Annotated in this window: 21 protein-coding genes; 7 read left to right on the top strand and 14 right to left on the bottom strand. The window is 57.7% G+C overall.

Annotated features, from left to right (window positions below):
- The first annotated feature begins 30 nt into the window (after positions 1-30).
- The gene (locus tag E2L05_RS08645) at positions 31-732 is read left to right on the top strand and encodes a FadR/GntR family transcriptional regulator (RefSeq protein ID WP_133342518.1); all 702 of its coding nucleotides are present in this window, start codon (positions 31-33) and stop codon (positions 730-732) included.
- 143 nt (positions 733-875) lie between these two features.
- Here the strand turns inward: E2L05_RS08645 and E2L05_RS08650 are convergent, their stop codons facing one another.
- From E2L05_RS08650 to E2L05_RS08685, 8 genes are all read right to left on the bottom strand, one after another.
- A complete protein-coding gene (locus E2L05_RS08650) occupies positions 876-2,657 on the bottom strand; it encodes an ABC transporter ATP-binding protein (protein ID WP_133342519.1) in 1,782 nt (593 codons plus the stop codon).
- Positions 2,654-3,613: an acetamidase/formamidase family protein gene (locus tag E2L05_RS08655; protein ID WP_133342520.1), complete on the bottom strand. Its 960-nt coding sequence runs from the start codon at positions 3,611-3,613 to the stop codon at positions 2,654-2,656. Before E2L05_RS08655 ends, E2L05_RS08650 begins: the two co-directional genes overlap by 4 nt.
- Before the next feature lie 4 nt (positions 3,614-3,617).
- Entirely contained in the window at positions 3,618-5,237 is a 1,620-nt protein-coding gene (locus E2L05_RS08660) for an ABC transporter substrate-binding protein (protein ID WP_133342521.1), read from the bottom strand.
- 71 nt (positions 5,238-5,308) lie between these two features.
- Positions 5,309-6,229, bottom strand: a complete 921-nt coding sequence (locus E2L05_RS08665) for an ABC transporter permease (protein WP_133342522.1) — start codon at positions 6,227-6,229, stop codon at positions 5,309-5,311.
- Positions 6,229-7,110, bottom strand: coding sequence for an ABC transporter permease (locus tag E2L05_RS08670; protein WP_133342538.1), 882 nt, complete (start codon positions 7,108-7,110; stop codon positions 6,229-6,231). The genes E2L05_RS08665 and E2L05_RS08670 overlap by 1 nt, the downstream gene beginning before the upstream one ends.
- 1 nt (position 7,111) lies before the next feature.
- A complete protein-coding gene (locus E2L05_RS08675) occupies positions 7,112-7,726 on the bottom strand; it encodes an ANTAR domain-containing response regulator (protein ID WP_133342523.1) in 615 nt (204 codons plus the stop codon).
- Entirely contained in the window at positions 7,723-8,826 is a 1,104-nt protein-coding gene (locus tag E2L05_RS08680) for a transporter substrate-binding protein (RefSeq protein WP_133342524.1), read from the bottom strand. Before E2L05_RS08680 ends, E2L05_RS08675 begins: the two co-directional genes overlap by 4 nt.
- Before the next feature lie 822 nt (positions 8,827-9,648).
- A complete protein-coding gene (locus tag E2L05_RS08685) occupies positions 9,649-10,665 on the bottom strand; it encodes a LacI family DNA-binding transcriptional regulator (protein WP_133342525.1) in 1,017 nt (338 codons plus the stop codon).
- Between the two features lie 275 nt (positions 10,666-10,940).
- Between E2L05_RS08685 and E2L05_RS08690 the strand changes: the two genes are divergently transcribed.
- From E2L05_RS08690 to E2L05_RS08715, 6 genes are all read left to right on the top strand, one after another.
- On the top strand, positions 10,941-12,206 hold the full coding sequence (locus tag E2L05_RS08690; protein WP_133342526.1) for an extracellular solute-binding protein: 1,266 nt from the start codon (positions 10,941-10,943) through the stop codon (positions 12,204-12,206).
- A 121-nt stretch (positions 12,207-12,327) separates the two neighbouring features.
- Positions 12,328-13,176: a carbohydrate ABC transporter permease gene (locus tag E2L05_RS08695; RefSeq protein ID WP_133342527.1), complete on the top strand. Its 849-nt coding sequence runs from the start codon at positions 12,328-12,330 to the stop codon at positions 13,174-13,176.
- Positions 13,173-14,012: a carbohydrate ABC transporter permease gene (locus E2L05_RS08700; RefSeq protein WP_133342528.1), complete on the top strand. Its 840-nt coding sequence runs from the start codon at positions 13,173-13,175 to the stop codon at positions 14,010-14,012. Before E2L05_RS08695 ends, E2L05_RS08700 begins: the two co-directional genes overlap by 4 nt.
- A 30-nt stretch (positions 14,013-14,042) precedes the next feature.
- On the top strand, positions 14,043-15,086 hold the full coding sequence (locus E2L05_RS08705) for an ABC transporter ATP-binding protein (protein WP_133342529.1): 1,044 nt from the start codon (positions 14,043-14,045) through the stop codon (positions 15,084-15,086).
- Positions 15,087-15,095: 9 nt separating this feature from the next.
- Positions 15,096-16,373, top strand: coding sequence for an MGH1-like glycoside hydrolase domain-containing protein (locus tag E2L05_RS08710; RefSeq protein ID WP_133342530.1), 1,278 nt, complete (start codon positions 15,096-15,098; stop codon positions 16,371-16,373).
- A complete protein-coding gene (locus E2L05_RS08715; protein ID WP_133342531.1) occupies positions 16,370-17,056 on the top strand; it encodes a D-lyxose/D-mannose family sugar isomerase in 687 nt (228 codons plus the stop codon). The genes E2L05_RS08710 and E2L05_RS08715 overlap by 4 nt, the downstream gene beginning before the upstream one ends.
- Positions 17,057-17,455: 399 nt before the next feature.
- On the opposite strand, the gene E2L05_RS08720 is transcribed toward E2L05_RS08715, so the two are convergent.
- The 6 genes from E2L05_RS08720 to E2L05_RS08740 form a co-directional block, all read right to left on the bottom strand.
- Positions 17,456-18,331: a MipA/OmpV family protein gene (locus tag E2L05_RS08720; RefSeq protein ID WP_133342532.1), complete on the bottom strand. Its 876-nt coding sequence runs from the start codon at positions 18,329-18,331 to the stop codon at positions 17,456-17,458.
- Positions 18,332-18,496: 165 nt separating this feature from the next.
- Positions 18,497-18,787 (bottom strand): DUF6525 family protein, encoded by a 291-nt coding sequence (locus E2L05_RS08725; protein ID WP_133342533.1) that lies wholly within the window; start codon positions 18,785-18,787, stop codon positions 18,497-18,499.
- On the bottom strand, positions 18,787-19,416 hold the full coding sequence (locus E2L05_RS08730) for a DUF1826 domain-containing protein (RefSeq protein WP_133342534.1): 630 nt from the start codon (positions 19,414-19,416) through the stop codon (positions 18,787-18,789). Before E2L05_RS08730 ends, E2L05_RS08725 begins: the two co-directional genes overlap by 1 nt.
- Positions 19,413-20,624, bottom strand: a complete 1,212-nt coding sequence (locus tag E2L05_RS08735; RefSeq protein WP_133342535.1) for a GTP-binding protein — start codon at positions 20,622-20,624, stop codon at positions 19,413-19,415. The genes E2L05_RS08730 and E2L05_RS08735 overlap by 4 nt, the downstream gene beginning before the upstream one ends.
- Positions 20,625-20,628: 4 nt before the next feature.
- The gene (locus E2L05_RS21055; RefSeq protein WP_243721916.1) at positions 20,629-20,943 is read right to left on the bottom strand and encodes a CobW C-terminal domain-containing protein; all 315 of its coding nucleotides are present in this window, start codon (positions 20,941-20,943) and stop codon (positions 20,629-20,631) included.
- Positions 20,940-21,713: a CobW family GTP-binding protein gene (locus E2L05_RS08740; RefSeq protein ID WP_243721917.1), complete on the bottom strand. Its 774-nt coding sequence runs from the start codon at positions 21,711-21,713 to the stop codon at positions 20,940-20,942. Before E2L05_RS08740 ends, E2L05_RS21055 begins: the two co-directional genes overlap by 4 nt.
- Positions 21,714-22,248: the final 535 nt, after the last annotated feature.

A 22,248-nucleotide genomic window follows, 5' to 3' on the forward strand; every position in this document is an offset into this window, starting at 1 on the left:
AGCATCCGATCCACAGACAAGGAGACGATTTTGTCGCAGACAAGGCACCCGTCACTCGCGGATCAAGTTTATGACCAGTTGTTGACCAAAATCCTCGAAGAGGAGTACCCGGTCAATAGTCGCCTCCCCACGGAGGAGATGCTGGCGACCAGCTTTGCCGTGTCGCGGCCGATCGTGCGCGCAGCACTGTCACGGCTGCGCGACGATGGCATTGTTCAATCGCGGCGCGGTTCGGGAAGCTATGTCTTGCGCACTCCCGACCGAGAAATCATCGGCTTTGTGCCGCTAGAATCCGTGTCGGATGTGCAGCGATGTTATGAATTTCGCATTGAGGTCGAAGGGGCGTCAGCCGCTTGGGCCGCGCGGCGTCGAGACGACGAAGATATTGCCGAGATGGATGCGGCCTATGCCGCGATGGAAAAGACCTACCACGAGAACGCCCTTGGCGTTGATGCTGATCAACGGCTGCATCTGGCCATCGCTCGGGCATCAAAAAATCCGTTTTTTCCTGCCGTTCTGGAATCCTTGACCGAGCAAATTGCCGTGGGTGTCAAGCTATCGCGTTCTTTGACTTTGCTTGATGCTCCGGGCCGTCAGGAGTTGGTGTTGGCAGAGCACCGTGCGGTGCTCGACGCTATCCGCTTGGGTCAGCCCGAAGTAGCACAAGCAACAATGCGCCACCACATTACGGCCGCGAAGGACAGGATGTTTGTGGGCACTCAAGAGGATTGACCCAATGGGATGATCTGCGTTCCCACCCAGACATCGCTGACGATACGGTGAATAATGTCTAAGAATGATAATTTCGGTGGAAATTGCGGACCTTTGGACCGGCTTGCGTAAAACGGATGTTGTAACCCTTTTCCCACGTCCTGTCAGTGATCGTCTGCCACAAAGTGTCCATCCCCGACGTTGTGTAATTTCAGGCGGTCAGGCGGTGTGCCAATCCGGTGAATGGGCGATGGGATTTCGGTCGTTGGTCTCGCATACGGCTGCCGTTTGCGCGCGGGATCCGGGATTGGGACTGCATCAAGCAGCCGCTTGGTATAGCTGTGTCGCGGATCGCCAAATACTTGGTCGCGGGTCCCCATCTCGACAATTTGCCCAAGATACATAACAGCCAGCCGGTCGACGACGTTTTCAACAACCGCCATGTCATGGCTGATGAAAAGATACGAAACGTCAGTCTCTCGCTGCAACTCTTCGAGCAGTTGCAACACTTGTGACTGCACCGAAACGTCCAATGCAGAAACGCTTTCGTCGCAAATGATAAGCTTTGGTTTAAGCGCGAGCGCGCGGGCGACGCAGATGCGCTGCCGCTGACCGCCTGAGAATTCGTGCGGATAACGCGACATCTGTTCAGGTGTCAGTCCCACTCGATCGAAAAGTTCAGCGGCGCATGCATGGCGTTCTTTAGCTGTGCCAATCCCATGGATCAGCAATGGCTCGGAAACGGCTTCACCGACGGTCATGCGTGGGTCAAGTGCGGCCATCGGATCTTGGAATACCATCTGGATATTACGGCAGATGTCCCGTTTGCCTTGCGTTGTCAGTGCGGTCAGTGCCTGACCGTCGACCTCAATATGCCCTTGGTGTGGGACCAGTCCGGCAAGCGATTTGGCAACGGTGGACTTGCCGCAACCCGACTCACCAACAAGGCCAAATGTCTCGCCGGGGCGTATGTCAAAGCTTATGCCTTCGACGGCATGCACCCGGTGTGTGGGACGGCCAAAGAAATTTGCACCGATATCAAAATGAACCCGTGCGTTGACCAGTTTGGCGACTGGGGCATTCGTGACGGGAGGCAAAGGTTTCGCCCGCCGTGCGCCGGTGCCAAGGCGTGGAACCGCCGCCAGAAGCGCGCGGGTATAGTCGTGAGAAGGGGCCGAAAACAGTTGATTTACTGGTGCGGTTTCAACCATGCGGCCGTGCCGCATAACCACAACACGGTCGGCGCATTCCGCCACGACGCCCATATCGTGGGTGATCAGGATGATAGCCGTGCCTGTTTCCTTTTGCAGATCGCGAAGAAGTTCCAGAACCTCGCGCTGAACCGTTACATCCAGCGCTGTTGTAGGTTCGTCCGCGATCAGCAACGAAGGCCGAAGAGCCAGTGCCATCGCAATCATCACACGCTGGCGCATTCCGCCTGACAACTCGTGCGGATACTGCTTCATCCGGCGTTCGGGTTCCGGAATGCGCACCTTTCGAAGTGCCTCAATGGAAGCGGCTCGTGCCGCGCCGATGGAGACCGCTTCATGGGCGCGGATAACCTCGGTCATCTGGCTGCCGATCGTATGAACGGGATTTAGCGACGTCATGGGTTCTTGAAAAATCATGGCAACGCGCGCGCCGCGCCAAGCGCGCATCTGACGTTCTGGTAGGCTTGGAAGGTCAGTGCCCTCAAGCAAAGCTTGCCCAGAGGTGACGGAGACATTGTTGGGCAAGAGCCCCATGATCGCCAACGAGGTGATCGATTTGCCGGACCCGCTTTCACCCGCAATAGCCAGCGTTTCGCCTGCGGCGAGTTCAAAGCTCAGGTCCGCCACTAATGGGCGGATGATGCCGCGATCTTTCACCGTTACCGTGAGATCCCGCACCGAAAGAAGGGGGTCTGCCGCCCCCGAAGGGGCGGTTGCACTTTGTGCCGTGGTCATTCCAGCACCAGTCTGGGGAAATAGAAGGAAACGACCCAGTTTGGCATATCGACAATTTCCGAGATGCGCAGATCACCGCAAGTGGAAATCAGCATATATGCATCCTCGGCCGCCATTGCGTAGCGCGATGTCAGAAGGTCAATCATGCCGGCCACCGCATCGCGTGCACCAGTCATGAGATCCGGCCCGATACCTGTTGTGACTTCGTATCCTTTGGCGTCGAGGTGCCTTGTGACAGGCCCCGGCGTGCAAAAGCGTGGCATCTTAAGGTTCGCACCCTTCACCAGATCTATGGTCAGCGTCACATCCATCGGGCTTTCTATCGCCGTGCCGCAAACTTCTCCGTCCCCTTGAGCGGCATGTGTGTCCCCGACAGAGAAAAGCGCTCCTGCCACCTCGACCGGAAGATAAAGTTCTGCGCCGGCCGCAAGATCGCGGATGTCGAGGTTGCCGCCAGTGCGTCGCGGTGGAACGATGGAATGCAGGCCCGGCTCTGCTTGCGCGACGCCGATGGTGCCAGTGAATGGCTTCAGTGGCACACGCCCCATGTCACCCCACAGAGCGGGCTCAAGGGTATTGGCATCGTATTTCCAGATCGTCAGCGCCGGATCTTCGAATTGGTCCGCAAGCAGGCCGAAACCCGGAATATTTGCGGTCCAGCCCCAGGCGGAGCCCTCCCGCTCGCGGGGGGCAAACCCGTCGAGTGTGATCTTCAGCGCGTCTCCTGGTTCTGCGCCGTCGATATAGATTGGCCCTGAGACCGGGTTGATCTTGCCAAAATCAAGCGCCTCGACGTCTTTCACAGTACTCGACGGGCCAAGCTGGCCCGCCGAAGAATCCATGCAATGAAAGCACAGGGTTGTTCCGGGCGCGACCGTTTCGACCGGGGCAATGGAATTGTCCCAGCCGAAATGGTGCTGTGCGCCGTGAATCGTGTAATCACAAGCCTTGCACATGCGCTTACTCAGTCACGTAGACGTAGTCATAGTTCACCGGGATCGAGACCGGATCGACATAGAGCGCATCATCACCGCCCATACGTTCGGACTTCATTGTGTAACGCTGCTCGTTGAACACCGGAACCCAAGGCGCCTGTTCCATGACTTTCATATAAGTCTCGGACCACATTTCCAGTCGCTCAGGCGCGGACGGGTCGGTCATGCTGTCTGCTTCAATCGCCATGGCGTCGATGTTTTCATCGCAGAATTTGGACCAGTTCCAGCCCCCTTCGCCAGCGCCAGCACAGCCGAGAATTGGGCCGTAGAAGTTGGACGGATCGGGGAAATCCGCGATCCACGCCATGCCACCGGACCAGATCATTGGGGCTGCGCCCGCGCCGCCGGCTTCGATCACGTTCGCCTGCGCGAGGGATCGAATTTCCACGTCTACGCCGATCGCCTTCAGGTCTTGCTGGATCGCTTGGGCAATGCGCGGGTTCGGGTCGGTATTCATCACGTAGAGTTCGGTCGTGAAACCGTCTGCAAGACCCGCCTCTGCCAGCTTGGCCTTGGCTGCTTCGATGTCAAAGGAGAAACCTTCATACCCTTCTGTGTAGCCCGGCATCGACGGCGGCAAGGGCTGTGTGGCAGGCACCGCCCGACCGTTGATGATTTGCGTGATCCGCGTCTTGTTGATGGCCATGTTGATAGCCTCGCGAACAGGCAGTTGGTCCAGCGGCTCTATGCCTACGTTGAGCGTGATATAGCCGGTGTGCAGTTGTCCGCCTTCGACGACGCGCGCGGCTTGAGCCGGATCTCCCATGACTTCCTGGAATTTAGCGGGCGGAATGCCGTCGCCGGGAACATCGACTTCGCCCTGTTGCAGGCGCAGAAGTGCGACGATCGGCTCTTGCCCGACTTCGAAGGTCAACGCGTCCAAATAGGGGACACCTTCGCGCCAGAAGTCTTCGTTCTTGGCGAAGACCAAGCGCTGGCCGATGGTCCATTCATCCAGTTTGAAGGCACCGGTGCCGACAGGGTGTTTCCCGAAATCGGTGCCATGCTCATCAACCGCTTCTTTTGGGACGATGGAGGCAAAGTTGAGGGCCATGACGTGCAAGAAGGTTGCGTCAGGGCGTGACAGGCTGATCTTGACCGTCAGCGGATCAATGACTTCCACACCTGACAGCGTATCTGCCTCACCCGCTGAGATCGCGTCAAACCCGGCGATTGACGCGAAGAATCCTGCACCCGGCGACTGTGTTTCTGGCGTGGTCACCCGGTCGAGCGAGTATTTTACGTCTTCGGCTGTCATTTCGCGGCCATTGTGGAACTTGACGCCCGCGCGCAGTGTGAAGGTAAAGACGGTGCCATCTTCCGAAATTTCATAGCTTTCGGCCAGACCGGGGCGCAATTCGGTGGTGCCGGGGACATAGTCCATTAGCCCGTCGAATAGGGATTTGATCATTGACCAGTTTTGCCAGTCATAGCCGATTGCCGGATCGAGTGTCGCAACGTCGTCTTTGTAGGTAATCGTAATAGCTCCGCCCGTCTTGGCGTTCGGATCAGGCGTATAGCCCTGTGCAAAACCGGGCAACGCAGAGACGGCCAGCATCGCGGTGGAAAGAAGCAGCTTTTTCATGTTTAGTTCCCTGTTGTTGGTGGTGTGAAAGGCAGCGCGGCAGAGCCGCGACACCGGCGGTTATTTCTTTGTCAGCGCAGTTTGATGCGCGGGTCGATCATCGGGGTCACAAGGTCCGCCAGGAGATTTCCCAAAACGATCGCGGTGGCTGAGACCATGGTCACGCCCATGATGATTGGAATGTCGACGCGCTGAATTGCCTGCCACGCCAACTGCCCAATACCGGGCCAGCCAAACACGCTTTCAACAACGACGATGCCGCCCATGAAGATACCGATGTCGATTCCGATCATGGCGATGATGGGAAGGATGGCGTTGGGCAGGGCATGGTGTAGCAGGATGCGCGCGCGGGTAAGCCCCTTGGCGCGGGCGGTGCGGATGTAGTCCTGTCGCAGCACCTCAACCATGCTGGATCGCATCATGCGCGAGTACCAACCTGATCCCATGATCCCCAGCGTCACTGCGGGCAGCACGAGATGTGCGGCTGTGCCATACCCCCCGATCGGGAACCAGCCTAGTTGCACGGCGAAGACGTAAAGCAGCAGCAGCCCCACCACGAATTGCGGCGCAGAGACGGCAACAAAAGACGTGACCATCAGCCCTTGGTCCAACGGGCGACCCCGAAAAACGGCGGCTATCACGCCCAGCGTCAAACCGATCACCAATTCGCAGGCTATTCCACCAGCCATGAGCAAAAGAGAGGCAGGCAGACGGGCCGCGATCAACGTAGAAACCTCGGTCTTCTGAAGGTAACTGCGGCCCATGTCGCCTTGGACCAACCCGCTGACATATCTCCAGTATTGCACCAGAAATGGCTGATCGAGGCCAAGCTGTTGGCGGATATTCTCAACCGTCTGTGCGGTCGCAGAGCGGCCCGCAATCTGGCGTACCGGGTCAGCCGGCAGGACATAGAGCAGAACAAAGGTGATAAAGCTCACACCCAAGAGGATCAGCGCCGATTGAAAAAGGCGGCGAAAAAGATACCCGGCCATCAGTCATTTCCTCTTTGCGTCGGATCGAGGACATCGCGCAGGGCGTCCCCGACAAGGTTGAAGGCCAACGCAAGAAGCAGGATTGCGGCGCCGGGAATGAACACCAGCCAGGGCGCGGCTTGAAAATAAGTCTGGTTTTCGAAGATGATATTTCCCCAACTTGGTGTCGGTGGCTGGACGCCTACACCGAGGAACGACAGCGTCGCCTCAAGCAGGACTGTGACCGAAATCCCAAGCGTGCCCCAGACGATCAGGGTTGGCACAAGATGTGGAAGAATGTGCTTGAACAGAATCCGCGTGCGTGATGCGCCCAATGTCCTTTCCGCCGCAATGAATTCGCGTTCAGATAGTGACGTGGTTTCGGTGTACACCACCCGCGCGGTCTGCACCCAGTTCACAAGGGCGATGACCATCGCCACGATCCAAAGGGACGGTTGAAAAATCGCCGCAAGGCAGATCGCCAGAAGAAGCGCGGGAAACGCCATCATCAAATCTGTAAAGCGCATGAGGACGGCGCCGACCCATCCGCGTAAGAACCCCGCGAGCACCCCGACAAATGTACCGATCAAAAGCGCCACGCCGTTCGCCACAACGCCGATCAGAAGTGATGTTTGCGCGCCATAGAGCATCCGAGTGAAAAGATCGCGGCCCAGAAGATCCGTGCCCATCAGGAAATCGCCGCCCGGTGGCATCGGTTCGCCGAAAAGGGTGAGCCCCTCGAAGAGTTGTTCGTCGGGTGCAAAGGGTGCGATCCATGGGGCAAAGATTGCGCCCCCAACGACCAATGCGATGATAGCCAACCCGAAGAGAGCCAGCTTGCGGCGCAAAAGGCGTCGCAGCGCGCCCGCAGGTGGGGCAGGCGCGGTCAGACTCTGTGTCAGATCAGCCAAGATCGCTTCCTTTGTTTGTGCGGGTGTCACGCGGACCATTGACAGAAGACATGATGCGCGCTGCGGCTTCCTCAAAGCTGACGCGCCACGCCATGGCCATGCCGCGCAACTGCTCGTAAGCTTCGGTTTCGGACTTGCCGCGCGCCGCCAGCACTGCCACCGCCTGCACGACCGTTTGTCGTTGCCCCAAGCGGCGGCGCAGCGTGTCGATTTCGCCCGCCAACCCGATCCGCGCATCAAAGGTCGCTCGTGCGATTAGCAGCGCGGAATAGACGCCGTTGTCTCCGACCGGTTTCAGGATCTGTGCGTCAGCGCCGAAATTCATCAGCCATTCAATCCGGCCCGGCGCTTCTGAACCGATGAGGGCTATTGTTGGCAGTGGCGCTTCTCCTGGCGCCCAAGGGAATTGGTCGTCATGCGCCGTGTCCACATCAATAAAAAGGTAGTCGGCAGCCCTGGCCACTGCGGGTAGTTCGGGCCAGAAACACTCCACTTGCAAACCGACGGCCTGCAACTGGCGCGTCAATGCGGTCACGACGGTATGGGGTCTGTGCAAGATGACCGCCCGAGCGCTGCCAAGATCAGGAATACAAAGGCGGCGCCTCATTTGACCACCCTTAACAATGGCTGCGCGACGCTGGTGTGGATTTGTGTAAGGTAGGGGTCCCCTTCGATTGGGGCATAGGTCTTTACGGGAATGAAGACACCGTTGCGCACCTCTGCGATGGCAACAGGAAGGGTCACGTGATGGGTTCTTGCACTGATCCCTAGTGTTTCGGCTCCCGGCAGTGCCAGCAATTCGGGCAGGGACAAGTCTTCTGCCCCAGCAGTGTCCGCGAGAAGCCGTGCCAACATCATAACCGACGCATGCGCTGCCGCCTCAAATGACGACCCGAAGTCTTGTCTTCCTTCGTTGCCCGGCAATGCCGGTGCCAAGCCCCGAAACCAGGGCCCGGCCGAAATAACCCCTTCGGTTGATGCACCAAGAGCGGGCAGTTCTGCCTCTGTCAGGTTGCACGAGAGCACCGGACAGCGGCGACCAGCGAACGCAGGGTCGCGTGACCGCAAGGCGGCCATGGCGTCAAGGAAGGCGTATTGTGACGGGCCTATCAATTGGTTCAGCACAAAGTCGGGCTTCAAGACCGCGATCTCGTCGACCAACCGCTCAATGTCGGTGGACCCAATAGGCACATAGCGTTCCCCAAGAACTTCCGCGCCGTTGCGCCCGCTGAGTTCGCGGGCAATCCGGTTCATTTCCCATCCCCAGATGTAGTTCGAGCCGGTCAGGTAAATCCGCTTGCCGTAAGAGCCGAAGCAATGGTCAAGAAGCGGAAGAAGGTGCTGGTTTGGGCAGGCATGCGCATAGACAACGCGGTCTGATGCTTCGAAGCCTTCGTAGGGCGTGGGATACCAGAGTACCCCGCCCATACGTTCCAAACTGGGAATGATCTCTTTGCGGCTCCATGATGTTGTGCAGCCGATCACGTGGCGTGCGCTGCTGTTGTTTAGAATTTCCTCACAAAGCGGCGCGTAGGCGTCAATATCACCACCCGGATCCCGCTCCACCGATTTAAAGAAAATGTCTCGTTCAGGATCGGCGTTTACTTGAGCGATCGCTTTCAGCGCGCCAGCACGACTAGCTCGGCCCATCAATTCGTAAGGGCCGGTGGTGGAGAATAGGAGTCCAAGGTCGATAATGCGGGTCACGCGACGCTCCAAAAACCAAAAGCGCCCCGCACCCAGAACGCGTCACGAGGACGAGCACGGGGATGCGAGGCGCGTTTGCCAATATATTAACCTCAGGCTGGGCTAACCAATTTGACTTGTCAAAGACTTCGCAGTCGGCCCGGCGGCAAAGGAGGGAAATAGCCTATTTTGTGTGCAACAGGGGTCGATAGCGCATTATTTAAGCAGTATAGATTGCCTTTACCGGGTCTAGGGGCCCTGCGCACCCGTCAAAGACGTCTGAATTTCTGAACTTTGTAATCAGCTATGATGTCTTGGGGTGATCGCATTTTGCCAAACCCCTACAAGTCTGCTGCATTGTTTCACGTCGTCCGAGAAAAGACGTGAGGACGGGGTGATCATATGATTGTCACAAACAGGTCGGCGATGAACGCAATCTCGCCCTGTGTATCGGCGCAGAGGTTTCCCTGTTCGTTTTAGGTTTTAATGCAGGATTTTTGCACCCCGCGACGCAAGTTCGAGTCATCGACCATGATCCACGATCGGTGAGTGGGTCTGCGCGTTCGGCAGCGGTGCCGGATCATCGACAGTCTGGACAACCGGCGCTGTTTGTAGAGTGTCCATTTAAATCGCGCAGTGAAGATCTCGGACCGCGGTCTGAATGTGTTTTATGTGCGAGGCGGAACCTTTTGGGCGTGGCGGCACGCACCAAGATGACTTCGAAGCCAAGCGCCTCCGAGACTTAGAAGGCTGCTTTCCAGTGGACGCCATCGCCACGCTGGTAACAACGCGGGAGCAGAACGGACCTGCCAGAATATGCAAGTCGGACGCGAACGTTTCCAACTATTGGGGCAGGGCCAAAGGCGCTCTCGTTGTGTTTCGGATTATCAACTCAGCCGAGACTTCCGACACGGTTACAGGCTTGTCGGGATCACAGATACGATCAAGCAGAACCTGCGCCAGTTTGCAGCCTAACTTGTGCGGAGACACAGCCATCGTTGTAAGCGGAGGGGTGGCAACTGCCGCGTCCTGAATATTGTCAAAACCGGTCACGGACACTTCGGTGCCAGGCGTTAACCCAATCCGTTGCAAGGCAAGGCAAGCGCCAAGTGCCACCATGTCACCATTGCAAACAACCGCTGTTATCTCTGGATGAGAGCTGTGGAGTTCGAGCATCGCCTCAAGCCCCGCAAGCTTATTGTCTGCAGAGTCCCAAATGACGCCAGCACCCAGGCCGCTTTCCGATAGCACACGTTGGTACCCTGCAATACGGTCCCTTCGGACAAGGGTCATATCCGTACCGCCGAGATAGGCAATTCGCTCATGGCCCAAATCCATCAGGTACCTGGTCGCAGTCGCGGTCCCTTCGGCGTTTCGGATGCCCACATGGTCGATATCCGACCGCGTGTTGCGCAGAAAGGTCACCGTCGGGATCTTATGCGCAGTCAGAAGATCAAACGTCTCGTCCGGTGTCTCGATGGCGGGAACCCAGATTAGTCCACCTCGTCCTTGTCTGATGAATGCCTCAAGCTGGTGGCTTTGTCGGCCGACGTCGTCGCGGGTATCGAGGATGGATACCAGATAGCTTTCGGCCTCAAGAAGATCAACGACCCCGCTGATGACCTCGGCGTTGAACGGGTTGGAAAGCTGGTTGATGATAAAGCCGATTTCCCGGTTCTCGCCCGAGCGCATTGCAACCGCCGTTTGATTGGGGACGTAATGCAAGCTCTTAGCAGCCTCTAAAACGCGGTTTCGGGTCTGTTCCGAGATCCGTCCGGTTCCACGCAAAACCTGACTTACCGTCGGAATCGATACCCCCGCTTCTTTCGCTACAGTCCCTAGGGTCGGCTTGCCTGACATCTTTGCACCCCCGTCTGATGCGCCCGCATTTGTATTCCAGAAAGCTAATCCAATCCAATCCAAATCAATACATTTGGCTATTTCAGCCGCCTGAGTTTCAGGGGTGACCATAGATCGGAAATTACAGAGCAAGATTGTTGACGTAAGATATATCGTTATACCATAGTAGTTGCAATTGAGCCGATTCGTGTCATTAATTTTATGGCACATTGAAGTTCGACAACGACGGGTGCGGCCAAACCGGTCAGCATCGCTCATAAAAACTGGGAGGACGCATGACCTTACATTCAAAAATCACTGGTGCAGTTTCCGGCATCGCTGTCTCTTGCATTGCCTTTGCGGCGCAGGCGGACGTGCTTTTCTGGTCGACGCAGGCCAAACCTGTCGAGGAATCGCAAGCGATGCGCGAGCAAGTTCTCAGCGGCGCAGGTGAAGTTGACTACCAGCCCAACGACCCAGGCCCTTGGATCACGCGCCTTAACGCTGAATTGCAGGCCGACTCCGGGACCATCGGTGTGCTGGGCGCGCTTCATGGTGACTTTTCGGCGATGGACCCCGATGATCTTGTCGACCTCAGCGATCTGGGCGTGATGAGTGCATCAAGCACCTTTAACGACCTGTCGAAACTCGGCACCGACTCCATGCAGTACATTCCTTGGATGCAGGCCAGCTACATCATGGCGGCCAACAAGGAAGCCCTGCAGTACCTTCCCGAAGGCGCCGACGTTGATGCGCTCACATATGACCAACTGATCGCTTGGGGACAAAACGTGATGACAGCCACGGGCGAGGCCAAGTTTGGCTTCCCGGCTGGCCCCAAGGGTCTGAAGCATCGCTTCTTCCAAGGGTATCTGTACCCTTCCTATACAAACGGCGTTGTGCGGTCTTTCGCCAGCGACGAGGCTGTGACGGCGTGGGAAAAGATGCGCGAGCTTTGGGCGGTCACCAACCCAGCCTCGACCAACTTCAGCTTCCTACAAGAGCAGCTGCTTTCCGGCGACGCATGGATCGTATTTGATCACACGTCGCGTCTGGCGCAGGCGTTTAACGAACGTCCCGATGACTTCATCGCGTTCCCGGCGCCGGCAGGCCCAACCGGACGTGGATTCATGCCAGTTCTTGCGGGTGTTGCTATCCCGCGCACTGCCCCTGACATGGAAGCGTCCAAGGCGCTGGTTGCCCATATGCTGAAGCCTGAGACCCAGATTGCGACGCTGCGTGCGACCAACTTTTTCCCTGTCGTCGATGTCGACCTTCCGGGTGATTTGCCGCCAGCCGTGACAGCCGCAGGTGATGCAGTTGCCAAGATGTCTGGCTCTGCAGATGCAAACCCCGGCCTGTTGCCGGCTGGTCTTGGCGACAAGGGTGGGGACTTCAATCGTGTCTTCGTCGACAGCTTCGAGCGCATCGTTCTGGGCGGTCAAGATATCCGTGCCGTTCTGGATGATCAAAAAGGCAAGCTGGCCGCAATCATGGAAGAGACAGGTGCGCCGTGCTGGGCACCAGATGCCCCTTCCGAGGGGGCCTGCCCGGTCGAGTAATCACACCTGAAAAGATGGTGAAATCCCAGTGTCCGGGCGGCTAAGTCCGGACACACCCTCGACGCCCCCCATAAAAAGAAAATTCAAGTCAGCGCTTGGGCGCAATGACGGAGTGATGCCGATGAATGCTCGCATATTGCCTTACGTGCTGATCCTCCCCGTGACGCTGTTTCTGTGTCTGTTTTTCATCTATCCATTTGTTTTGGTATCTCAGCAGGCCTTTCAAGCTGCTGACGGTGGCTGGTCGATGGAGAACTTTCAAGAAGTCGTGGAGTATTGGAAATTTCCAATATCGATGAAAAACACACTTCTTCTCGCGGCGATTGTTGTTCCGGTTCAGCTTGCTCTGGCGCTTTTGATGGCCACAATGGTCAGCAAAATGAAGAAGGGCCGCGATATGGTCCTTTATATCTGGACTATCCCGCTTGGGATTTCCGACCTGGCGGCTGGCATCATCTGGCTGGCGATCTTTGAGCAATCAGGCTTCCTGAATTCCATGCTCCACGGGATCGGCGTCGTGGACAAGCCCGTCAATTTTCTGACCTATCAGAATCCGTGGATTGTGTTCCTCGCGATCGCCTTGGCCGAGATTTGGCGCGCGACGGCCATTATGCTTGTTATTCTTGTGGCGGGCATTGGTCTGATACCGAAAGAATATTATGAAGCTGCCGATGTCTTCGGCGCCTCAAAATGGAAGCAATTCACGCGCATAACCTTTCCATTGCTACGCCCAAGTCTGCAAACCGCGTTGGTACTGCGCGTCATCCTTGCGTTCGAGATTTTCGCAGTTGTCGCGGCCCTTGGCGGAACGTTGTTCCCTGTGCTGATGGGCCAGACCTATTCCTACCAGTTTGATCTTCTCAATTCCGGCGCTGCTGCAGCCATGGCCCTGATCATCCTTGGGATCTCGATAGGCTTCACACTGATCATTCTGCGCATCTTGCGTGTCCCGAAAGGAGCATCGATATGACCGACGCTGCAGTCAACGACGTATCCGTCGATACGCGAAAATCGGGACGGTTTCTTTATGGCGCGTCTGTTGTATTTCTCTGTGCCTGGGTCATCGTGCCGATCTACTTTTTGCTGATCAACACGCTGTCCTCGCCAGAAACCGTCAACAGTTTTCCCAAACCGTTCATCCCTGAATTTGACTTTGGTAGCTTGCAGTTCTTTGCCGGATTTTCCGGGATGCTGACGGCGCTCAAGAATTCGGTCATCGTGGCCCTTCTGACCATGATCATGTCGATCATCATTGGTGCACCGGCGGGCTATGCGCTGTCGCGGTTTGACTTTCCAGGCAAGGGCTTGTTCCGCATGCTGATCTTGTTGACGCGTGCGTTTCCATTGCCGCTTCTGGCGCTGCCGCTGGCCGTGATGTTCATTCAGACAGGTCTGGACGATACGGCTTTTGGTCTGGCACTGGTTCACACGACTTTGGCGATTCCGTTTGCGGTATTGATCACTTTCTCGCTGTTTTCAGGCATTCCGATAGAGCTTGAAGAGGCAGCGTGGACCCTTGGTTGCACCCGCTTGACCGCGTTTACCAAGGTCGTGCTGCCACTGATCTTACCGGGGATCACGGCATCGGCCATCTTTGCCTTTGTGATTTCGTGGAATGAAGTTTTCGCCGCTGCCGTGCTGACCATCGAAAACCGGACACTCACGGCGTTTCTTCTGCAAAACCTGGACACATCTCCGCTGCACCTGAAATTTGCAGGTGGCTTTATCCTCGTCGTGCCTGCGCTGATCTTCATCTTCGCCGTGCGCAAATATCTCTTTGCCATGTGGGGCATCGCAAACCGCTGATGCGGCGCGACAAGAAAAGGAACCAATGATATGGCTGAAATTCAGATCAAGAACATCGCCAAGAGTTTCGGTGCGTTTCAGGCGCTGAACGATATCAATTTAACCATCGCAGATCAGGAATTTATGGTCCTTCTCGGGGCGTCGGGGTGTGGGAAGTCCACGCTATTGCGGATTATCGCGGGGTTGGAAGTCGCCTCTTCGGGCGAGGTCTGGATCGGCGGCAAGCGGATCGATCATCTGTCCCCGAAGGATCGAGGCATTGCGATGGTGTTTCAAAACTACGCCGTCTTCCCTCACCTCACGGTGTTTGAAAATATCGGCTTCGGTCTTCGTATGAAAAAGTTGCCCAATGATGAAGTCACGCGCCGCGTCGAGCGTGTCGCAGGGTTGATGCATATTGAGATGCTGTTGAAACGCTATTCAGGGGAGTTGTCGGGTGGCCAACGCCAACGGGTCGCCGTGGCGCGGGCGCTTGCGATGGAACCTGACGTCATCTTGATGGACGAACCTTTGTCCAACCTTGACGCGCTGCTGCGTATGGAAATGCGGGCCGAGTTGAAAGGCGTTCTGGCCGAGAGTAAAACCACCGCGATCTATGTGACACACGATCAGGTCGAAGCAATGAGCATGGCCGACCGGATCAGCGTGATGCACCAAGGCGATATTGTTCAGGCAGCCTCGCCGATCGAGGTGTATCGCGATCCTGCCGCCAAGTTTGTCGCCAGCTTTATCGGCAACCCGCCGATGAATTTCTTGCCCGCAAAACCTGCCGGTCCGAGCAAATGGCAGGTCGCAGGGCAGACGTTTGACGGGCCGAACACCGACAAAGCCGTTCTGCAATTCGCGATCAGACCCGAAGACATGCAACCTGCTGAACAAGGGCTTGTTGCTACTGCCAAGATCGTGGAACCGCTCGGTGCGCATCTGCTGGTGACCTGCCAGATCGGCGACGCGCTTTTCCGTGTCATCCTTGACAGTGACGCGGTGGTCAAACCCGGCCAATCCCTAACACTTGCCCCCCAACCTGACCGCGTGCGTTGGTTCGACCCAGACACCACGCTGGCCGTTGCCTGAGAGAACACGATGACACAGAAAATGATTGATCAAGCCAAGGCCGTGATGCGCAAAAACGACCGTGGCCTTTACACCGTGCCGACTCAGGGCCTTTACCCATTCCAGTGGAACTGGGACAGCGCGTTGAGTGCGCTTGGCTTTGCCCATTTCGACGAGCCCCGCGCCTGGACTGAAATTGAGACGCTGTTCGCCCACCAGTGGGAGGACGGGATGCTCCCGCATATTATTTTTCACCAGCCCGATGACGGTTATTTTCCTGGCCCAGATGTTTGGGCGACGGGCCGCGCTGTGCCGACAACCGGGATTACGCAGCCACCAGTGGCAGGCTTTGCTGTGCGCCGGATCTTTGATCGGGCAAGGGACAAGGCTTTGGCGGTAGAAAAGGCGCGCGCGCTTTTGCCCCAGATCCATGCATGGCACCAGTGGTTCTTTGCCAACCGTGATCCGCAAGGTACTGGCCTTGTGGCAATCATCCATCCATGGGAAAGCGGGCGGGACAATTCTGTCGACTGGGATGCAGCTTTTGAGCGGGTCCCGACAGAAGGTGTTGAGCCATTCACCCGCCGCGACACCAGTCACGCAAACCCTGAACACCGGCCCACGGACGAGCAATACAAGCGTTATATCTGGTTGGTTCAGAAGTTCCGCAGTCTCGGCTGGGACAACTCCAAACTCCATGACGCCTCGCCGTTTCAGATCGTTGATCCGGGCTTTAATGCCATCCTGATGCGATCCTGCGCGGACTTGGCCGACTTGGCCGAAAGCTTGGGTGAAACACAGATCGCCGATCAGTCGCGTGCCATGGCCGACAAGGGTATCGCCGCTATGGAAACCCTGTGGAGCGACGCGCATGGTCAGTATCTGTGTTTTGACCGCAGTATAGGCGCGCTTGTGGACAGCCCTTCCATCGGTGGCATCCTTGCCGCGTTCGCACCGATCCCGCAAGCACGTGCGCGCGCCATTTCCGAGCGGATAAAGGTGCTGGCGGAAAGCTGCACTTACCTTGTCCCAAGCCACGACCCGACCGCACCCGAATTCGATGCTTTGCGCTATTGGCGTGGACCGATCTGGTTGATCGTGAATTATATGATCTCGGACGGGTTGGAATTTGCAGGTCAAACGGCAGTGGCTGACCGTATCAATCGCGATTGCCTGCGTTTGATCGAACAAGGCGGTTTTGCTGAATACTACGGTCCAATTGGCGCCGAACCTTGCGGTGGTGACACCTTCACATGGACTGCCGCAATGGTAATCGAAATTCTGAGCACGCAGAAGGTTCCAGCATGAAACGCTCAACTATCAACGCGATCATGTCCGAGGCTGATGATCTGATCCGCAAACACGGCTTTGTTCTGCCACCCTTTGCCTATTGGACGCCGGATGAGTTCGTTGCTCGCAAGGACGAGGCTCGCAACGTGATTTCCGCCCGCAACGGGTGGGATATCACAGATTATGGCGCAGGCGAGTACGACAAAATGGGACTGTTCCTGTTCACCCTGCGCAATGGGCGCCTCGCCGATCTGCAACGTGGCGGCGGCATGTGCTACGCTGAAAAGCTGTTGATTTCACGGCAGGACCAACTCAGTCCGATGCACACCCATGTGATCAAGGCAGAGGATATCATCAACCGGGGTGGTGCCACTTTGGTGATTGAACTCTACGGGTCCGACGATCAGGGGCAGTTTGCCGAAGATCGCGGCGGCACCGTTTTTTGCGACGGCATCCAGCGCGATTATGCCCCTGGCGACAAGCTGCGACTTGCGCCCGGTGAAAGCGTGACCCTTATGCCCGGCGACTGGCACGCCTTTTGGGGAGAGGGTGGCGATGTGCTGATCGGCGAGGTGTCCACCGTGAACGACGATGAGACCGACAACATCTTTCGCGAACCCATCGGGCGCTTTGCCACTATCGAAGAGGATGTGGCCCCGACACATTTGCTGGTCAGCGATTACGCAAAGTGGCTCGCCTAGCAGCAGTATACAGGCGCGGCGGCGAACTTGGCCAAGGGCGTTGGATGCAGTGTGGTCCAGCAGGATCAGTAGGTCGAACATGGCAGCTCGATTTGTGTCTTCAAGCCCCTTCGGAATGGCAGAGTTGAAGGCAATTGAATGGACTTGCCCCGGCAGGCCGACGTCTTTGGGAACACAGGCAGATATGGTTTGGTGCCGCGACCTGTCATCTCAGATTGTGTGCTGCTTGATCTGCTTTTCCAACTTGTTGGATTGCGCGTCGCGGCCGGCCTCGGCCTCGGCGGCGTCGGCTGGTCGCGATTGTGTCGACATGGCGGGGGCGCAGTACGAGAAGGGCCCGGTCTAGCGTGTTGGTGTAAGTGACGTTCCCCCAGCAGGACCGGCGGTGCAACCCTTCTCTTAGTACCGCTTTTTCACCCGGCGCTGGCTTTCGGCAAGGATCACAGCGATGCCAAAAAATGCGGCGCCGTTCAGCTCTTGTTCGAACAAAGGGCTACTGCGGTTGGCCGCGCCTGCGTGGCTGGATGCGCTCATGCCGCCAAAGGCGGTGAAGCGCGGGGTCAGGTCATAGGACAGGCTTACCACAACGTCGGTGCCCAAATACCCGCCTTGCGATTGGTATGTCGGCCGACCTGTGCGCGCGAACTTTGGTTCTACCTCGTAGAAATAGGCCTGTAGGGCCTCAGTTGCAAAAACCGGCCCGACCGAAGCCCGAATTTCCGTTCCCGCCCCAAAGGCGTCTGGCCATCTCGCCTCTACCTCGGGTTCAAACACCATGCCGCGATACTCGGCAGACCCCGTGTTGAAATCGAGTGACGCTACCACACGCGCCTGCAAAGCAAAATCAATCCGACCGCGCCGCGACGCGGGTCCGAAACCCGGCCCGCGAAAAATCACTTGCGGGCCAAGCTCAAGCAGTGGGTCAAGATCAGGCATCCCCTCTCGAACGCCGCGCCCCTCGCTTTGCGCGCCGAAGGCCGCGCCCGCTGATAGGCTGATTTCATAAGCTGGCGTGTCGAATGGCACGACGCGGGCGCCATCCTCATCGTCCACGCGGATCACCTCGCCACGATAAATACCGTATGGAAGCGCCAGCCCATTGAACGAACTCTCGCCAGAGGCCGGGTAATCAGGGGCGATCAGGCCGAATGCCCCGATACCGAGTTCCCAAAGCGGGTCTGTATCCGCAGGTTCGGTTTGTGCCAGCGCACCCTGCGCGGTCCAAACCTTGGCAGCCAGTGCAATGGCGATGAAAATGCGCGGTCGGTGCTTCATTCTGGTTCCGGTACGTCTCAGCCTTGCGATGACACACCTATATCTAATCCACCGCTGGGGACTTTCCCTGAATTAATAGTCGGGGCAGGCGATTTGCCCCATGACAGTACCACATTGTTGGCAAAGAGGCGCAGGGCGTCGCGTGTCTGCAGACACCCTTGGCTGCTACGTTCGACCCTCGACTTGAACGATGGGATGGAGCCCGAGCCACACGTGCTTTGCATCGCGCGCAATGAGCCGGGCTTCAAGACGGTCAAGCTCTGCCAGAGCTTTCTGAACATCGCCATACTCGGCCTTTGCTCGTTTGAAGGCCCTGCGCACAGACCGCGGACTCCACGGCAAGATGGCGGTGGCGAGCCAGCCGCGCAATTCCGGCGGCAGGCGATCATAGTCCTTCATCGGATCAGTGCATTTGCGGCGGCGTTTCAGTCGGGTCTGTCCAAGATTGCCAGACATCATTGCACCTGCTCTGGATCGGCGACCGGATCGAGCACAAGGACCAGCCGGACCTCGCCGCTTCCTTCGATGGGGGGCGAGCGGTGCAGCAGGGTGTGACCCGTACCCCAATCGGCGCCCCGCAGTACGATCGGCGCACCTGTTGCGACCGTCGTGATCTGTTTGGGTTCAGCCCCATCGCTCGAGACCCCGATCTGGGTGCCGGTGCCGCGATAGGTGCAAATCAGCCGGGCTGTCAGCATATCAACATGAAACCGCCTGCACGCGTTTGTGGAAATGGCTTCCAGTCGCAGCCGAACCCACGTCACCCCCATGAGACCGGCAAAGATATCGGCGAGGGCTGCGGCATCGTCGATAAGCGTGTCGCGCTCTGGCCCTTCGGGCGTGCCTTGACCATCGCATACCTGTTCCAGTTTCACCCGAACATCGCTGGGGCGCAAAACAGTGCGCGTGCGCGGAAGTTGTTCCGGCGGCAGTGCATCGAGCCATGCCTGAAAGCAGGGCGTGGGTTGTCGTCGCCACAGAACGGCGGCGCAGTCCGGTTTGTGGATGAGGGAAAGTGCCTGCGGCGTATCGGCAAAGCCAATCCCGGTGGCGGGATCGAGACGGGAGGTGCGCTCTATCTTCATGCCGCGGCCTCGTCTTGACGCCAAGCCGGGAAGGGATCGGGTAGATCGGGCAAGGCCCTGGGGGTTGCTGCAATCGTCGCGGGCAAGAGCGCCTTGTCCAGCATGTCCTTCAGCGCGGGCCAGTCAATATTGGCGCCGATAAAGACGAGTTCCTGCCGCCGGTCGCCCCATGGTTCTTGCCAATGGGCAGCCAGATAGGCCCGCGCACTGTCATGCTCGGGCCAGCGCTCTTTCGGAACGGTAGCCCACCAATTCCCCATCGGTTTGATCGAAGAAAGCGCCCCGGCCAGAGAAAACTCCGCCACCCAATCGGGGCGCGTTGCGATCCAGAAATGCCCTTTGGCCCGAATGACGCCGGGCATGTCGCCATTCAGGACCGCCAGGATCTTCTCCGGCACAAAGGGCTGACGGGCGCGATAAACATAGCTTGCCACACCGTATTCTTCGGTTTCCGGGGTGTGATCGGCAAAGCCGTAAAGCTCTTTGGCCCACATGGGATGCTCATGGGCCTTTTCGTAGTCAAAGAGCCCTGTGTCGAGAATTGCGTCTGCGCGCACTTGGGAATGATTGGTCTCGATAATCTGTGCATCGGCATTCAGGCTGCGGATGATCTTGCGTGCCGCAACTGTGCGCGCTGGCCCGGCATCGGTGATCTTGTTGAGGATCACCACATCGGCAAATTCGATCTGGTCTGTCAGCAGATGGACGAGTGTGCGTTCGTCTTCCTCGCCCAGCGTTTCGCCCCGGTCGCGCAGAAAGTCGTGGCTGGAATAGTCGTGCATCAGGTTTACTGCATCGACCACGGTTACCATCGTATCCAACCGCGCCACATCGGACAGGCTGTCGCCGAATTCATCCCGGAAATCGAATGTCGCAGCAACAGGGAGCGGCTCGGATATCCCGGTGGATTCGATAAGCAGATAGTCAAAGCGCCCCTCGGCCGCCAGCCTGCGGACCTCATCCAGCAAATCGTCGCGGAGCGTGCAGCAAATACAGCCATTGGACATCTCGACCAGCGTCTCGTCGGTGCGGCTCAGTTCTGTATCGGCGCGTACGAGATCAGCGTCGATATTCACTTCTGACATATCGTTCACGATCACAGCGACTTTTCTGCCTTCTCGGTTGTTCAGAACCCGGTTCAGCAATGTCGTTTTTCCGGCGCCGAGAAATCCGGATAAGACGGTGACGGGAAGACGCGTGTCTGTCATGAGATCATTCCTGTGTTGTGGACAATCGTGCGCCCCGCACCGGGCGTGCACGCAATCTGTTCAAGCTGCTTTGAAGGCGCTTTTGGCTGATATCCCGGGCGATGATGACGATCCGGGACTGACGCGCCTCGCCCTGCCAACTTTGCAACGGCATCGGCGGTTCAAAGGTCCTTTGCACGCCGTGAAAAACGAACGGCATCTCGATATCTTCAAGAAACACGATACCTTTCGCGCGCAAAATTCTGTCGCCCCGCAGGCTGACCAGATCGGCTAACCAGCCGTCAAAGACGTCTGCGTCAAGTGGGTGATCGATGGTCACGACGCCGTGCAGATGCGGTCGTCATGCAAAAATCGACCCGCCGGCTCGTTGGCTGGGCGCGATAACCGCGACAGGTTCGCAAGCGGATCGGGTTGGGCCGCTGGCAAGGTCGTCCAGTTTTGGGCCTCGGAAAATGCGATACCGGGGCGCAGTGGGCTAAGACCCCAGAGCTGACCAGACAGGCCAGCGCCCCGGATTGCAGGCACGATACGCGCCCCCGGGTTGAGCCGCCGAAGGCGCGCTTCAAATGCGAGCAATTGGTCCGGGCTGGCAAGATCGGCCTTGCTCAGCACAATCAGATCAGCCGTGGCTGCCTGCGATACGGCTTCGAACTGTGCATCAAGGGTCGTCGGCCCATTGACCGCGTCTGCGACGGTTACCACTCCATCGATCCGCACCGCGCGGGACAGGGCGGGGTCGGTGGTGAGGGTCTGCATGATCGGGCCGGGGTCAGCAAGGCCGGTCGTTTCTATCACCACGCGGTCAAAGGCAATCGTTCCGGCAGAGCGGTTTGCCAACAGGCGCTCCATCGTTTCCGACAACTCGCCCCGCAGCGAACAGCATAGGCAACCAGACTGCATCAGCGCGATCTGGTCGTCTGCCGTTTCGATCAGGTCATGATCAAGCCCCGCTTCCCCGAACTCATTGACAATCACAGCGATCTTGCCGGCCGATGCGTCTGAGAGCAAAGCGTTGAGAAGGGTGGTTTTTCCTGCCCCCAAAAATCCTGTCAGGATCGTGACCGGCACGCGGGTGTTACCGGCCGTCATCGCGGGCGTGTCGCACTATGAGCGTCGGCGCGATGTCTGCCACTGCCAAAGCGGGGTCCATGTCGCGCGATCAGGTTTGGAACGTGTCTCAATTGGGGTTGCCTTACGGGGCTATTTCATGTTCCGGAGAGAAATATGAAATGTTATACCATAACGCAATAGGCCAATGCGCATTCTGCGGGGTTCAAGTCAACACTGGCGACAGTTGCCTATCGGCAGACAGCCCGCGAGAAAGCGACGCGAGTGCTTGTGTGATCCTCTACGCGCAGGTCAGGCAGGTAGGCTGTAGACGAACGCAAGACAATCACGCTGAACCAGATCGGTTAGATACCAACCCGCGCGCTGAAGTCCTCGGCAATCACGTATTCCGCTCAATTGCAGTCGCGGGATTTCTCATAGGGAGAAAGCTGCGATAAGGATGCCAATGGCGGCAACCCACGAGCCGACGACCTTTGGCACGATAGGGGTGACGCGCCGCCCCGCAGAGTCAAACGCGTACCATGCGAGCGTGGTGAGGGCTGCGATGCCTGCAAGC

This window comes from Meridianimarinicoccus aquatilis (genome assembly GCF_004358675.1).
Lineage (GTDB): Bacteria > Pseudomonadota > Alphaproteobacteria > Rhodobacterales > Rhodobacteraceae > Meridianimarinicoccus > Meridianimarinicoccus aquatilis.

Bases quoted from the DNA above. Each gene is read 5' to 3' on its own strand.
- E2L05_RS08735 (WP_133342535.1), bottom strand. From the start codon at position 20,624: ATGACAGACACGCGTCTTCCCGTCACCGTCTTATCCGGATTTCTCGGC.
- E2L05_RS08715 (WP_133342531.1), top strand. From the start codon at position 16,370: ATGAAACGCTCAACTATCAACGCGATCATGTCCGAGGCTGATGATCTG.
- E2L05_RS08660 (WP_133342521.1), bottom strand. From the start codon at position 5,237: ATGAAAAAGCTGCTTCTTTCCACCGCGATGCTGGCCGTCTCTGCGTTG.
- E2L05_RS08695 (WP_133342527.1), top strand. From the start codon at position 12,328: ATGAATGCTCGCATATTGCCTTACGTGCTGATCCTCCCCGTGACGCTG.
- E2L05_RS08720 (WP_133342532.1), bottom strand. From the start codon at position 18,331: ATGAAGCACCGACCGCGCATTTTCATCGCCATTGCACTGGCTGCCAAG.
- E2L05_RS08665 (WP_133342522.1), bottom strand. From the start codon at position 6,229: ATGGCCGGGTATCTTTTTCGCCGCCTTTTTCAATCGGCGCTGATCCTC.
- E2L05_RS08655 (WP_133342520.1), bottom strand. From the start codon at position 3,613: ATGTGCAAGGCTTGTGATTACACGATTCACGGCGCACAGCACCATTTC.
- E2L05_RS08730 (WP_133342534.1), bottom strand. From the start codon at position 19,416: ATGAAGATAGAGCGCACCTCCCGTCTCGATCCCGCCACCGGGATTGGC.
- E2L05_RS08685 (WP_133342525.1), bottom strand. From the start codon at position 10,665: ATGTCAGGCAAGCCGACCCTAGGGACTGTAGCGAAAGAAGCGGGGGTA.
- E2L05_RS08705 (WP_133342529.1), top strand. From the start codon at position 14,043: ATGGCTGAAATTCAGATCAAGAACATCGCCAAGAGTTTCGGTGCGTTT.
- E2L05_RS08710 (WP_133342530.1), top strand. From the start codon at position 15,096: ATGACACAGAAAATGATTGATCAAGCCAAGGCCGTGATGCGCAAAAAC.
- E2L05_RS08700 (WP_133342528.1), top strand. From the start codon at position 13,173: ATGACCGACGCTGCAGTCAACGACGTATCCGTCGATACGCGAAAATCG.
- E2L05_RS08740 (WP_243721917.1), bottom strand. From the start codon at position 21,713: ATGACGGCCGGTAACACCCGCGTGCCGGTCACGATCCTGACAGGATTT.
- E2L05_RS08675 (WP_133342523.1), bottom strand. From the start codon at position 7,726: ATGAGGCGCCGCCTTTGTATTCCTGATCTTGGCAGCGCTCGGGCGGTC.
- E2L05_RS08725 (WP_133342533.1), bottom strand. From the start codon at position 18,787: ATGTCTGGCAATCTTGGACAGACCCGACTGAAACGCCGCCGCAAATGC.
- E2L05_RS08650 (WP_133342519.1), bottom strand. From the start codon at position 2,657: ATGACCACGGCACAAAGTGCAACCGCCCCTTCGGGGGCGGCAGACCCC.
- E2L05_RS08690 (WP_133342526.1), top strand. From the start codon at position 10,941: ATGACCTTACATTCAAAAATCACTGGTGCAGTTTCCGGCATCGCTGTC.